Consider the following 14,355-nt stretch of genomic DNA (forward strand, 5'->3'; position numbering starts at 1 on the left):
GGTGGTCCTAGCGCGGCGGAATGTGCTGGGTGAGCCAGTCCGTGACGTAGGTCAGCACCGCTGGGTCGATGGTGGTCTCGATGGTCGAGTATTCGCTGGGTTTGCCGGTGGCCGACGGCTGCATCAGGTGGTTGAGACCGGGGAACGTGTGCACGGTCGCGTCGGGGTCGGCGGCCAGGGCGGCGCGCATCGGCGGCTCGTTCTGGGTGGCGATCACCTGCTGGTCGGTGCCGCCGAAGAAGGCGAGGACCGGAATACGCATGGCTTCCAGCGCGGGCTTGGGGTCGTAGGTGATCAACGCGCTCATGTACGGGGTGTTCAACGAATCGACGGCACCTTGCGGCGCGCGCTCATCTTCGGGCAGGGAGTCGTTGCGCTGCTGGGAGTAGGCCTTGGCGCCTGCGGTGTCGCCCGCGCGCAGCAGCGCCGACCATTCGGTGAGATAACGCACCTGCGCGTCGATCTTGTCCTGTGGTGCGCCCGCCGCGGCCATGACCACCTTGTTCTGCTCGATCAGGACCTCGGCGCCGAGCACCGCGGGGCCCGCCATCAGCACGGCGAACGCGATATTGCTGTCGGGCTTCGCGGCGACCATCGGTGCGAGGTAGCCGCCTTCACTGTGTCCGAACAGTCCGACGCGCGCCGGATCGATCTCCGGACGCCCCCGCAGGAAGGCCACGCCTGCGGCCACATCGGCGGCGAGATCCGGATAGGTAGCCTCGTCGAGCACACCGGTCGAACCACCGACGCCGCGATCGTCGGTGCGCAACACCGCATATCCCGCGCGCGTGAAGGTGTCGGCCAGCACATGGAAGGGCCGGTGCCCACTGAGATCTTCGTTGCGATCCTGTGGGCCGCTGCCGGTGATCATCAGCATCGCCGGAAACGGCCCGCTGCCTTCGGGTTCGGTGAGGGTGCCCGCGATGGTGATGTCGCCGCTGCGATAGGTGACGTCCTCCGACCGATAGGGGTACGGCGGTGTCGGGTCCTGTGGGCGGGCGATCCTCTCGATTACCCCGCGTTCCAGCGTGAGCGGGACCTTCTCGCCGAATTGCACCCAGTCGCCGACGATGCGTTCACCGTCCAGCTTGCCCTGGAATCCCGGTTCGCCGGGCGCGTCGGGAATCTTGAACTCGATGCGATCCGGTTCGGTCCGAACATCTTTCAACGCCGCGGCGCGCACGCTCTGGATAGGAATGTCGATGGTGGCGGACCCGTTTTCGGCGAACGTCACCCCGATCCCGATCGGCTGCCCCGGCCCTTGGATGTCCCCGTGCCACGACCCCTGGACCACGGGACCGGCAGGTTCGTCAGCGGACGAGCATCCCGCCACCAGCGCGGCGACGACGAACAGAACCGAAACGACCACTCGACCGGTGCGCATGAATCCACGGTACCGACGCGCACCGACAAAATTCGGGAACCGCCCGATCTCAGCCGAAGAAGGCCGACGCCTCGCTGAGCCGTTCCGGCGGAACACGTTTGAGCTGCTTGGTCGCCTCCGACAGCGGGACCAGCCCGATCTTGGTGCCGTGCAAAGCCACCATCTGACCGAAATGCCCGGCATGCACCGCCTCGGCCGCGTGCACCCCGAACCTCGTCGCGAGAATCCGGTCGTAGGGCGTTGGACTGCCACCGCGCTGGATATGGCCGAGCACCGTGGTGCGAACCTCCTTGCCGATGCGGCGTTCGATCTCCGACCCCAGCTGCTGGGCGACACCGGTGAACCGCTCGTGGCCGAACTCGTCGATCCCACCCTCGCGCAACGCGAATCCGGAATCCGGCGCGGGATGCGCGCCCTCGGCGACCACGCAGATGAAGCTCTTGTCACCGCGCTGGAAGCGGGCCTTGATCATCGCGCACACCTGCGACACGTCGAACGGTTCCTCGGGCACCAGGGTCAAGTGGGCACCCGCGGCGATCCCGGAGTTCAGCGCGATCCAGCCGGCGTGGCGGCCCATCACCTCGACCAGCATCACCCGCTGATGGGACTCGGCGGTGGTGTGCAAGCGGTCGATGGCCTCGGTGGCGATCGACAGCGCGGTGTCGTGACCGAAGGTGACGTCGGTGCAGTCGATGTCGTTGTCGATGGTCTTCGGCACACCGACCACCGGCACGCCCTCGTCGGCGAGCCAGCTCGCGGCGGTGAGGGTGCCTTCGCCGCCGATCGGGATCAGTGCCTCGATGCCGTTGTCGTCGAGGGTCTGCTGAATCCGGCCGAGGCCCGCGCGCAGTACCTCGGGGTTGGTGCGCGCGGTGCCGAGCATGGTGCCGCCCTTGGTGAGCAGGCGGTCGGTGCGATCATCGTTGTGAATGCGGATCTTTCGATCCTCCAGCAGGCCACGCCAGCCGTCCTCGAACCCCACGATGGCATCGCCGTAGCGTCCGTTCGCGGTGCGGACCACAGCCCGGATCACCGCGTTCAAACCTGGACAATCCCCGCCTCCGGTCAAGACTCCGATGCGCATGCCGTTCATCTTGCCGCACCGGTGCGGATCAGGGGCAGTGACCTCCGGCCAGTTCGGTCAGGTGCCCCGAGATCAGCGTCGCCATCTTGTCGAGCATGGTCATGCCGTCGTTGAAACTGCCCGAATCCGGTTGCGCGGCGAAGGCGATCGCGATCCGGCCCGTGGGCGAGTCGATCAGACCGAACTGGCGAACCAGGTACTTACCGCCCTGGTCGGGACCCCAGCCGCCCTTGAACTCGGCGCTGCCGAACACGCCGAGGCCCCAGTGGTGGCTCGCGATGATCTGCTGCATGAGCCCCACCACGCGCTCGCTCTGCGGGATGCACGGCAACTGCGAGGCGAAGCGCACCTGATCGGCGAGGGTCCATTCGGCCTGGCCGTAGACCGACGCGTCGGCACGGGTGCGCGTCGTCGGCACGGTGGTGCGGGTGTCGCCGCCTTCGCGCAGCACGCCCTCGACCGCCTTGGCCGCGTCGGCGCCGCTGCCGAGCGAGGCCCACAGGGTGTCGGCGGCGCCGTTGTCGGACGCGGTGATCGCGGCGGAGGCGTAGGACGAGTAGGAGGCGCTGTTGCGCAGCGCCGCGATGGCGAGCGGCACCTTGATCGTCGACCAGGCCGGACCGGAGGACCAGCTGCCGAAGGTGACCATCTTCTTGCCACCCACCGGCATGATCGCCAAACCGGCGCTGCCGCGGAAGCCTTGCTGGAGCTCGGTGAAGTCGGCGGCCAGGCTGCCCGGCATCGCGACGGAGAAGGTCCCGTTGTCGGCGCCGGGATCGGCGGCGGGAACCGTCGTCGTCACGCGCGGTTCGGCGGCCTTCTGCTCGGTACCGCAGCCGGCCGTGGCGAGCACGATCATGCCGACCACTACCGACAACGCCACCCGGATGCGGTGGCGTCCTTCTTTATTCACTATCTGAAGCATTTTTGTTTGCAAACTCCCCCGGGGCGTTCGGTGCTGGCGACCCGTACCGTTACCGTACTGCGACATATGCCGATCGCCCACTTCGAGCGCATAACCTCAGGTCAGTCGGTGTTCGCCCGCGTAGATATTCATCGTCTCGCCACGGAGGAAGCCCACCAGTGTGAGGTCGCTCTCCGCGGCCAGGTCGACGGCGAGCGAGCTCGGCGCCGACACCGCGGCCAGGACCGGAATCCCCGCCATCACCGCCTTCTGCGCCAATTCGAACGACGCGCGACTGCTCACGACCAGCACCAGATCGTGGGCAGGCACCCGGTTCTCGCGCACCGCCCAGCCGATCACCTTGTCGACGGCGTTGTGCCTGCCGATGTCCTCGCGCAGCGCGAGCAGGGTGCCGTCGGCGGTGAACAGGCCCGCCGCGTGCAGGCCGCCGGTGGCCTCGAACACCTTCTGTTCGGCGCGCAACCCTTTCGGCAGGTCGGCGAGGATGTCGGTGCTGATCGACACGGCCTCGTGCGGGATCGGGAAGCGGGTGCGGGTGCGTACTTCGTCCAGGGCGGATTTGCCGCAGAGCCCGCAGGCACCGGTGGTGAGAAAGTTGCGGGTGTGGATCGGGACCGGGTTACGCAGGCGCAGGTCAAGAACGTTGTAGGTGTTGCGGCCTTCGCTGTCGGTGCCCGCGCAGTAGCGGGCGGTGACGATGTCGTCGGCCGAGCCGATGATGTCCTCACCGAACAGGAAGCCGTGGACGAGGTCGATATCGTTGCCGGGAGTGCGCATGGTGACGGTGAGCGACTGACCGTCGACCCGGATCTCGAGTGGCTCCTCCACGGCCAGAGTGTCGGGTCGCTCAATCCGCCCGGCCGGGGAAAGGCGGGTCGTCTTGCGCCGTGCGGTCACTCTGCTCATCCCATGACTCTGCTCACTGAGTGGGTTCTGATCAACACCGGTTGCCGATCAGCTGATCGGCGCGACGAATCGTCGCTCACGTCGAGGCCACAGCAACCGGGTTGTCATGGTCGTGCACAGTACCCAACGGTCGCCCGGTTACCGTCGAATCGGATCAGCTGGCGACCGGGCGCGGCGTGACGGCGAAGTCGGTGGTCCGCGCGGTGTCGATGAGGGCGGTGGTGAGCACCGATCCCGGCTCGGCCGACGCGGTCACGAGCACGATCTGCGCGGTGACCACCGGGTCGGCGAGTTCGAAGACCCGGATATCGGCGGTGGGTCCCAGCGCGGCGACCCACGGTTGCGGCACGATGCACGCCCAGCGCCCGGTCCTGGCGTGTTCGAGCAGAGTTGCCACCGAGTCGCTTTCCAGCTGCGGGGTCGCGGTGAGGCCTAGGGTCGTCAGCGCGTCGTCGATGAGCTGACGACCACGCATTCCCTTCGGCAGCAGGCACATCGGCAGTTCCAGCGCGTCGGCCCAGGAGATCGACGTGCGACCAGCGACCAGCGTGGTCCCCGCGACGAGGACGTGACGTTCGGTGTAGAGCGGGGTGAGAGTGAGCCCGGAGGTGTCGACACCCTGCACGTAGACCAGGCCCGCGTCGAGTTCGAATCGGCGAATCCGTTCGACGATGTCCAGTGACCGCAGACTCGTCTCGATCCGCACCCGCATCAGCGGATGTTCGGTGCAGAACGGGTCGGTGAGCAGCGCGACCGTGCTCGACGCCGCGGGCACAACGCCGATCCGCAGTTCGCCGCTGAGACCGGTCTGCAGCGCACGGACCTCGTGTTCGAGTGCCTCGCGGTCGGCGATGATCCGCCTGGCCCACAGCACCAGCCGCTCGCCCTCGGGGGTGAGTCCCTCGAACGTGCGGGCGCGGCGCACCAGCGGCACGCCGAGCTCGTGTTCGAGTTTGCGGATCGCCTCCGACAACGCGGGCTGGGAGACGTAACAGGCTTTCGCCGCCCGGGCGAAATGTCGTTCCCGGGCGAGTGCGACGAAGTATTCGAGCTGACGGAACAGCATCCAGGTATCGGGTCAGTCGTCCTGGTCGTCGGCCGCTTTGTTGCGTGCCTTCGCGATCGCGAGTGCCTGCTCGGCGGTGGCCTGGTCCGGGTAGGGGCCCATCCGGTCGCCGTACCAGCAGCTCTTGCCCTGTTCGGCCTTGTGGTGCTTGATGCAGTAGTACCACTCGTTGTCATCAGCCATCTCGCCAGTATGCAACGTTTCGCATACCGGCGTCTCGTCTGCCGGTAACGCGGCGATAGCGGGTTCGCGAATGAGCAGGGCGACAGCGATTCCCACCGCGACACCGATCACCGTGTCGATCCCGCGTTCGGTGAGCATGGTGAGCGGATCGGCCGGATCGGCGAGTTCGGTCATCGACATGATCAGCGGGGTGAAGAAGCCGAGCGCGACCGCGTAGTGCCGCGCCATGAACAACTCGGTCGGGTAGAGCAGCGCGATGATCGCCAGACCCAGCATCGCCGGGCTCAGGTGCGGGATCAGCAGCGGCGCGGTGACGGCGAGTCCGATGAACGTGCCGACCACCCGGTGCATCCCGCGGGTGATCCGGTCGCGCGAGCTCGCCGCGGCCAGCGGCACCGCCGCGCCCGCCATCGCCCAATTGGCATGGCCGACACCGAGCAGCAGCCCGATTCCGCCGGAGGTCGAGATCGCGAGCGCATACCGGCCCGCCTGGACACAGGAGACCCGTCCGGTCCGATGCGGCTCGATCCGGACCAGGTCCGCACAGGCCCCGGTGCGGCGGACCCGTTGCGCGGACTCGACATAGCCGACCACCACGCACAGCACCGCCGTACCCGCGCAGAGCACCAGCGCCAGGATCGGATCGCGCTGCGCCCCGGCCACCATAGCGATCGCGCCGAACGCGAAGATCCCGAAGAACGGTCCCTCCGGACGCAGGCCGAGCCGGTCGGTGCTCGGTGAGGCTACCGCGGCGAAGACCGCGACCGCGGACACCAGCACCGCGGGATGGGCGTTCACGCGGGCGAGCAGGATGCCCGCGCCGACAGCGCCGACCAGCATCACGGCCGCTTCGCTCTGGTGGATCAATCGTTGCCGCGGCGCTTCGGCGAAGCCGTACATTCCGGTGAAGGAACCGAAGACCGCGTAGATGAGCAGATCGGTACGTCCCATCGCGATCAGCGCGAGGCCGGGTATCGCGAGCCCGACGAAAACGCGGGCGGCGGGCAGATGATCGATCTCGGTGACGAACCGTCGGCAAAGCTGGCGCGCCCCTGTTCTCGTGGTGCGCAAGGGTTCCTCCGAAGTCGGTCGCGGGCATGCCCGTAGGGCCGATGATCAAGGGTGCATGATCGGCGCGCAGGCCGTCAACCTGCGGTGATCCCGGTCGCATCGAGGAAAAGCGCGCTGTACCGGCGGTGATAAGCGCGACCGATCGGCCGTTCGGAAACCGGTCTCGGACGCGACCGAACGACACGACGGCAGTGACCTTCGCCCGTTCGTGATCTCGGCGGTAGAGAATCCAACCGAGGCACTGGACAGAGCACATCTTTCTCGATCCGCATTCATCGCGAAGGGAAGATTTGACATGGCTGAGGGTCCGCACACCATCTGGGATCCCGATCGGGGCCCGAGCGAAGCAGCCGACCGGGCGGCCGTGCCGAAATCCAAGCATTACCATCACCCCGCGGCGGGCTGGGGCGCGGCGATCGCGGTCGGGAAATTCATGATCGGCAAGGAGCACGAGCCGCTCATCGGCACCAAGGCCATCCTGAAGATGAACCATCAGGAGCGTGGTTTCGACTGCCCCGGCTGCGCGTGGCCCGACGCGACCGACGGCTTGGTCCTCGATGTGTGCGAGAACGGCATCAAGCACGTCACCTGGGAGATGACGCACAAACGGTGCACCCCGGAATTCTTCGCCGAGCACACCGTGACCGAGCTGGCCACCTGGAGTTCCTTCGATCTCGAAGATCAGGGCAGGCTCACCGAGCCGATGGTCTACGACCCCGAGACCGACCACTATGTGCCGATCAGCTGGGCCGACGCGTTCGAGATGGTAGGCAAGGCGCTGCGCGAGCTGTCCGACCCGAACGAGGCCGCGTTCTACACCTCGGGCCGGCTCGCCAACGAGGCCACCTTCCTCTACCAGTTGATGGTGCGCGAGTACGGCACCAACAATCTGCCCGACTGTTCGAACATGTGCCACGAAGCCAGCGGCCGCGCGCTGCAGGCCTCGCTCGGCACGGGCAAGGGCACCTGCGACCTCGAGGACTGGGACAAGGCCGACGCCCTGTTCGTGATGGGCCTCAATGTCGCGTCGAACGCGCCACGCATGCTGACCTCGCTCGCCGAGGCCTATAAACGCGGCGCCCAGGTGGTGCACGTCAATCCGCTGATCGAAGCGGGCTCGCGCAACGCGATCATCCCGCACGACTTCCTCGCGATGGCCACCTTCCACCCGACCAAGACCGGCACGCTCAATCTGCAGGTGCGCATCGGCGGCGATTTCGCGCTGATCCGTGGCATGGCCAAGGCCGTCCTCGAAGAGTCGGCGACCGACGAGAAGGCCCTCGACCACGAGTTCATCGAGCGCTACACCGTCGGCTTCGACGACTACGTGCGCGAGGTGGAGGCGACCACCTGGGCCGATATCCAGACCGAGTCGGGACTGAGTGAGGCCGAGGTCCGCAAGGCGGCGCGCATCTACTGCGACTCCGACCGCAGCATCGTCAGCTGGTGTCTCGGCGTCACCCAGCACGAGCACGGCGTGGAGACGATCCGCGAGATCGTCAACCTGCTGCTCATGCGGGGCAATCTCGGTCGCGAAGGCGCGGGCCCCTCGCCGGTGCGTGGGCACAGCAATGTGCAGGGCAACCGGACGTGCGGCATCGACAACAATCCGCCCGCCGAATTCCTCGACCGGCTGGCCGAGGTGTGTGGGATCGATGTGCCGCGCGCCAACGGTTACGACGTGGTCGCGGCCATCGAGGCGATGCAGAAGGGCAAGCTGAAGTTCTTCATGAGCATGGGCGGCAACCTGGTCCAGGCCGCGCCCGACAGCGAATACACCTTCGAGGCGTTCCAGAAGGCCGACTTCACCGTCATGGTCTCCACCAAGCTCAACCGCAGCCACGTCGTGCACGGCAAGCGCGCGCTGATTCTGCCGTGCCTGGCGCGCACCGAACACGACGAGCAGCGCAGCGGCCCGCAGGTGGTCTCGATGGAGAACGGCATGGCGGTGGTGCACCTGTCCAAGGGCATGAAGAAGCCCGCGTCACCGCATCTGCTGTCGGAGCCCGCGATTGTGGCCGGCATCGCCAAAGCCGCACTGCCCCATACCAAGACACCGTGGGAGTACTACGTCGAGGACTACGACCGCATCCGCGACACCATGTCGAAGGTCCTCGACGGTTTCGAGGACTACAACCGGCGGGTGCGGCTGGGGCTCGGGTTCCGGATCCGGCAGCCCGCCCGTGAGCTGATTTTTCTCACCCCGTCGAGCAAGGCGGAGTTCTCCGTGGCGACGCTGCCCGACACGACCAACCCGGCCGGTGTGCTCACCCTGGCGACGCAGCGTTCGCACGACCAGTGGAACACCACCATCTACACCAGCAACGACCGCTATCGCGGGGTGAAGAACCTGCGCACGCTGATCTTCATGAACTCTCGCGATATGCACGACCGCGGCTTGACGGAGTTCGACGAAGTCGACATCACCAGCACGGCCAGGGACGGATCGACGAGGTCGCTCCACAAGTACACAGTCGTCACCTATGACATTCCCGCGGGCTGCGCGGCCGGGTATATGCCGGAGATGAATGTGCTGTGCGCGATCGGCGACTACAGCACCGAGAGCGATCAGCCGATCATGAAGAGCGTGAAAGTGACTGTCACACCGTCGAGTTGAACCACTGACTTCCATCGTCGGGCATCCGGCAAGGTGCAACGTCGGGAGTGTTCGCGGCCGCGGCCCGAGTCAGGGCCGCGGCCGTGCTGGGTCAGTAGACGTAGACCACGGCGTTGTCACCGCCGGTGCAGGTGACGAGCTTGCCCTCCGGTGCGCAATTCATCGTGTAGGTGGTGCCCGTGACCGGGCTCGTGGCCACTACCGGGCGTGCGCCGGTTCCGCCCGCGGCGTAGGCCTGCCTGACCGCTTCGGCGAAACCGCAGCTGGTGACGGTGGTGCCGACGGCTACCTTGCTGTAAGCGCCTGTGGTGGAACCGGATTCGCAGGGCTGTGCGCCCGCGGGCAGGGTGACCGGCCCCGCCGAAGTGGTGGGGGCCGCGGTGGTCGCGCGCGGGGCGGTGGTCGCGGGTTGGCCGGCTCCGGCCGGTGCTTGCGAAGTCGGTGCGGCCGTGGCGGTTTCGGCGGTTTCGGTTGCCGACATCACGCGCCAGCCGATCGCGCCGCCGACCGCGAGTACCACGACGGCGAGAACGCCGACGAGAACCGGTAGCAGGACCGACCGCTGTCGACCCGAATCCTGGTGTGACCAAGCCGGATCGGGGCCGTATGCCGGATCCGGACCGTAGGCGGGTTCGGGCCCGTAACCGGGATCGTAGGCCTGATCGCGGTAGGCGTGATCACCGTAGGCGCTGGGCGGTTCGTCGTAGTTGGAGTACGCGTTCTCCTGACCCGAGTACTGCCTGGTCGCGGCCGCCCGCGCTGGATCGTCGAACTCCCGCGGGGCCTGATGCGCGCCGAAAGGTGCTGCACCGCCCCGATATTGATGCGTCGGCTGCGAGCGCTGCGGGTCCGGTTCGCCGGCACCGTAATGCTGGGTCGGCGCCGACCGTTGCCGCTCGACGGGGTCGTACTGCTCGGTCGCCGGACCGAACTGCCCGTCGGGCGCACCACCGTAATGCTGGGTGGCGGCGAAACGCTGGGGATCGATCCGAGCCTCCGGATCGTCGGCCTGCTCGCCGAACCGCTGCGCCGGTGCCCCGAACCGATCGACCGGGTTCGCGCGGTCGTCACCGAACTGACCGGGCGGACCGCCGAATCGGTCGTCAGGGTCGCTCTGGTCATCAGTGAACCGCTGCGTCGGAGCCGCGAAAGGCGGGTTCGAGGTCGGCGGGCCTGACCCTGGTGCGGGAGCGGGGAAACGGGGGTTCGACGCCGGGGGGTGGTATTGCTCCGTCGGCGGGGTGTACGCGTCCGGGATGGGGTGTTCGCCGGAGTAGCGCTGGGTGGGGGCTGCTCGGTGTGGGTCCTGGCCGTATTGCTGGGGCGGGAGAAGTGGCGGGCCGGTGGGGGCCGGGTAAGGGGTGGCCGAGGTGGGGCGCTGGGGTTGCAGGAGGGGGGCGGAGGTTTCGCCAGGGGCGGTGCCGTCGTAGAGGTGCGCGTCCGGGAAGGGGCGCATCCGTGGGAGGCCCTGGTCGGGGGTATAGGCCGGCGGGGGCTCGGGGGCAGCCGGTTCCTCGGCTGACGGTAGGGGGGCGAAGTAGGCGTCGTCGGGCCGGATCTCGGCGGGGCCGGTCGGCTGGATCACCGCGGGGATCGAGATCTCGCCGGTGCCCTCGGCGGGGACGCGGCGGAATCCGGTGGTGTCCGCGGCGCCGGTGCGCGCCTCGGGTGGGCGGATGATCAAGGTCGGCTGAGCGCCGGTCGCGGCCGACTGGCTGCGCGAGGTCTCCACGCCCCCGGTCGCGGTCACCGCGCCGATCACCCGGAACTCCCCGGTCGGCGTCGGCACCTGCTCGACGTTCTCGGGCTCGTTCGCGTCGGGTTCGACCTTGCGGGCGCCACTGGCGGCACCGATGGGCACAGCACGCGCGACGCCGCCGGGCGCGGATCCCGCTGGGACACCACGCTCGGCACCACCGGTCGGCGCACCACCGCGTCCGGCACCCGCGGCGAAACCGGCCGCTGCGGCGAACCCACGCCCGGCACCGGGACCACCAGGTGGGGCACCGGCCTGTGCTCGACCCGGCGCACCAGCGGGCCCACGAAGGGTGGGACCCGACGGAGAATCAGGAGTCACATCATGACCGCCGGGGACTCGGCGAGCCCCGGAGTACGAGGCGAAAGCACCCGATGGCGGCGCGGCGACCTCCCGCACGGCCGAGGCCAGCGCTCGGCGAGCGGCGACAGCCAGCTCACCGGCCGTCGCGTATCGATCGGCCGGGTCCTTGGCCATGCCGGTCGCGATGACGTCATCGAGCGCCGCCGGTATCCCGTGCAATAACTCACTCGGACGTGGCGGGGCCTCGGACAGATGCGCGCGGACCAGCACGCTCATGCTCGCCGCAGGGAAAGGCGAAGCGCCGGTGAGGCATTCGTGCAGCACACAGGCCAGTGAGTAGACGTCGGCGCGGTGCGAGATCGGCCCGACATCGAAGCGTTCCGGCGCCATGTAGATATAGGAGCCGACCGCCATCCCGGCCTGGGTCACCGCGCTGTCACCCTCGGTGTGCGCGATGCCGAAGTCGGCGAGGTAGGCGAAATCGGCGGGTGTGACCAGGATGTTGGCGGGCTTCACATCGCGATGCACCAGCCCACCCGCGTGCGCGGCGTCCAGCGCGGCGGCGATCTGCTCGACGACGGCGACCGCGCGTTCCGGGCTCATCGGCCCGCCCCCGCGCAGCACGGTCCGCAGATCGGAGCCGGGCACCAGGCGCATATCGATGAAGAGAACCCCGTCGATCACACCCCAGTCGTGGATCGGGATGACGTGCGGTTCGGCCAGCTTGGCCGCGGCCTGGGATTCCCGGCGGAACCGGACCTGATAGGCCGGGTCCTGCGCGAGCTCCTCGGCCAGCAACTTCAGAGCGACCACTCGATCTTTGCCGGTGTCGTAGGCCTCGTAGACCTCGCCCATCCCGCCCTTGCCCAGCATCGACCGCAACTCGTACGGGCCGAATCTGCTCCCCGTCCGTGACCCAGGTGCCTGCACCAGCGTCCGCCTCCCACTTCTGGCAGGTCCGTGGACCTGCTTCTCAGTAGGCAGATTCTCCCGGTGTCACTACGCCGTGGTCAAACGCGAACACGATCGCGGCGGCCCGATCGCGCAGGTCGAGCTTGCCGAATATGTGTCCGACGTGGCTTTTCACGGTTACTTCCGAGATACCGAGTTCGGCGGCGATCTCGCTGTTGACCCGGCCCGAACCGATCAATTCGAGCACTTCGTACTCGCGGGCGGTGAGTTCGCCGAGCCGGCGATCGGTACGGGTACCGACCGGTTTCACTGTTCGGTACGCCGTGAGCACCCGTCCGGTCACCGAGGGATCGAGCCACGCGCCACCGCCCGCCACCGTGCGGACGGCGCGGATCAGATCCTCCGCCGGCGAATCCTTGAGCAGGAAGCCCGCGGCGCCTGCCCGCAACGCGCCGGAGAGCAGTTGATCATCGTCGAAGGTGGTGAGCACGAGGACCGGCGGAGCGTCGGGGCGCGCGCGCAGCAACCGGGTCGCATCGATGCCACCGACCCGCTTCATCCGCAGATCCATCAGCACCACATCGGGTCGTTGCGCGGCGACGGCGCCCGCGACCTCGTCACCGTCCGCGCATTCGGTGATGGCGAAGCCGTCGCGGCGGCGCAGGATCCGGCGCAGACCGCCGCGCACCAGTTCCTGATCGTCGACCACGAGCACTGTCAGCACCTGCTCGATCGGCGAAGCGGTTGTCACGTGTCCTCCTGCGGTTTGTTCCAGAGCTTGCCCGGCAGCAGCATGGCCGACACGCACGAACCCGCCTTCAGCGGGAACCCGACGCGCACGGTCCAGCCGTCGTCACCGTTGCCCACGGTGATCTTCCCACCCAGCAGTTCGGTGCGTTTACGCATGCCGCGCACTCCCATCCCGGTGTCGCGGCGGGGCGCGGGACCGAGCGGCAGCGGATTCGACACCACCAGCGTCGCCACCTCGGCGGTGACATCGAGGCGGACCGAGGCGGCAGTGCCCGGCGCGTGTTTGATGACGTTGGCCAGCGATTCCTGGCCGATCCGGTAGAGCGCGTGGCCGATCGCGCCGGAGACGGTGGCCAGATCGCCGGTGCGCGCGTAGTCGACGGTGAGTCCGGCGCGGCGGAAGTCACCGACGAGCTCGTCGATATCGGCGGCGCCCGGCTCGGGGGCCACCTGCGCTGGGCCCGCGTCGAGCATGCCGACGGTGCGGCGGATGTCGGCCATTGCCTGGCGGCCGAGCCGTTCGGCCTCGACGAGCGCTTCCACCGCTTCGGCGGGGTCGTCGTCGGTCTGCAGTGCGCGCCGGGCCGCGGTCAGATGCAGCAGGGTGATCGAGAGCGAATGAGCGATCACATCGTGGACCTCGCGGGCGATCCGGCGCCGTTCCTCGTCGGCCGCCTGCCCCGAGCGAATCGCCTGGTTCTCGCGTTCCTGATACAGAAAGCGCCGCTGGTACTGCAGCATCACCCCGACGAACATGCCGAGCAGGATGCCGATGATGTACATCGGCAATCCCTGCAGCGACTGATCGCCCCACTGCACGTTCCCGGCCAGGTCGAACGCGACCAGTTCGAGGATCGCGAGCAGGGTGAATCCGATCGTCCACCCGCGAGTTGCGACCGCGGCGACCTCACCGGCGACGATCACCAGCACGAACGGCGCGAAGTCGGCGGTGACCGGCTGCAAGAGGAACAGGGCACACGACAGCAGTGCGCTGCCCTTCAACAGCACGGGGTGTGGTTTCACGCGGAAGATCGCGAACAGCGGAACCGGCAGGAACGCGGTGGCCATCGCCAGCAGTGGCAGCACGCTCGGGAAGTAGGAATGCCGTTGGATCACCGCCGCACCGGTGACCACCAGCAGGGCGAAGTCGGCGGCGAGGATCACCGCGGGCGGGTAGTCGTAGGGCAGCGATTCGATGCGCTCACGCACGGTCACCATGAACTGCCGGCAGCCGTTCATCACCCGGGCGGAGAGCCGCTGCCGACGGCTCGCCCGGCCCGGCGCCTTCGCGGGGATGGCGTGACTCACATCCATGAGGTAAGGCTAGTCGCCACCTACCGGGCGAGCATCGTCCCGCGAACGGTACCGGTCTCCTACCGGGGTAGGAGAAGAAGTCGG

General features: G+C 68.0%; 10 protein-coding genes. 1 reads left to right on the forward strand and 9 read right to left on the reverse strand.

Annotated features, from left to right (window positions below; all coding sequences use genetic code 11):
• Window positions 1–7: 7 nt before the first annotated feature.
• The 6 genes from ACWZHB_RS20295 to ACWZHB_RS20320 all read right to left on the reverse strand — a co-directional run bounded on the left by ACWZHB_RS20295 (window position 8) and on the right by ACWZHB_RS20320 (window position 6,619).
• Complete coding sequence (locus tag ACWZHB_RS20295) at window positions 8–1,384, reverse strand: alpha/beta hydrolase family protein (protein ID WP_427903426.1); 1,377 nt, start codon at window positions 1,382–1,384, stop codon at window positions 8–10.
• Window positions 1,385–1,433: 49 nt separating this feature from the next.
• The gene (locus ACWZHB_RS20300; protein WP_427903427.1) at window positions 1,434–2,468 is read right to left on the reverse strand and encodes an ATP-dependent 6-phosphofructokinase; all 1,035 of its coding nucleotides are present in this window, start codon (window positions 2,466–2,468) and stop codon (window positions 1,434–1,436) included.
• 28 nt (window positions 2,469–2,496) lie between these two features.
• Window positions 2,497–3,381, reverse strand: a complete 885-nt coding sequence (locus tag ACWZHB_RS20305; RefSeq protein WP_427903428.1) for a hypothetical protein — start codon at window positions 3,379–3,381, stop codon at window positions 2,497–2,499.
• Window positions 3,382–3,489: 108 nt separating this feature from the next.
• On the reverse strand, window positions 3,490–4,299 hold the full coding sequence (fdhD, locus tag ACWZHB_RS20310) for a formate dehydrogenase accessory sulfurtransferase FdhD (protein WP_427903429.1): 810 nt from the start codon (window positions 4,297–4,299) through the stop codon (window positions 3,490–3,492).
• 154 nt (window positions 4,300–4,453) lie between these two features.
• Window positions 4,454–5,365 (reverse strand): LysR family transcriptional regulator, encoded by a 912-nt coding sequence (locus ACWZHB_RS20315; RefSeq protein ID WP_427903430.1) that lies wholly within the window; start codon window positions 5,363–5,365, stop codon window positions 4,454–4,456.
• Between the two features lie 12 nt (window positions 5,366–5,377).
• Window positions 5,378–6,619: an FUSC family protein gene (locus tag ACWZHB_RS20320; RefSeq protein ID WP_427903431.1), complete on the reverse strand. Its 1,242-nt coding sequence runs from the start codon at window positions 6,617–6,619 to the stop codon at window positions 5,378–5,380.
• A gap of 295 nt (window positions 6,620–6,914) precedes the next feature.
• Between ACWZHB_RS20320 and ACWZHB_RS20325 the strand changes: the two genes are divergently transcribed.
• A complete protein-coding gene (locus ACWZHB_RS20325; RefSeq protein ID WP_427903432.1) occupies window positions 6,915–9,236 on the forward strand; it encodes an FdhF/YdeP family oxidoreductase in 2,322 nt (773 codons plus the stop codon).
• A gap of 91 nt (window positions 9,237–9,327) precedes the next feature.
• On the opposite strand, the gene ACWZHB_RS20330 is transcribed toward ACWZHB_RS20325, so the two are convergent.
• From ACWZHB_RS20330 to ACWZHB_RS20340, 3 genes are read right to left on the reverse strand one after another with little or no spacing between them, the layout of a single operon-like run.
• Complete coding sequence (locus tag ACWZHB_RS20330; RefSeq protein WP_427903433.1) at window positions 9,328–12,225, reverse strand: serine/threonine-protein kinase; 2,898 nt, start codon at window positions 12,223–12,225, stop codon at window positions 9,328–9,330.
• Window positions 12,226–12,268: 43 nt separating this feature from the next.
• Entirely contained in the window at window positions 12,269–12,958 is a 690-nt protein-coding gene (locus ACWZHB_RS20335; RefSeq protein WP_427903434.1) for a response regulator, read from the reverse strand.
• Window positions 12,955–14,271, reverse strand: a complete 1,317-nt coding sequence (locus tag ACWZHB_RS20340; RefSeq protein WP_427903435.1) for a sensor histidine kinase — start codon at window positions 14,269–14,271, stop codon at window positions 12,955–12,957. Before ACWZHB_RS20340 ends, ACWZHB_RS20335 begins: the two co-directional genes overlap by 4 nt.
• Window positions 14,272–14,355: the final 84 nt, after the last annotated feature.

Source organism: Nocardia sp. FBN12 (assembly GCF_054031145.1).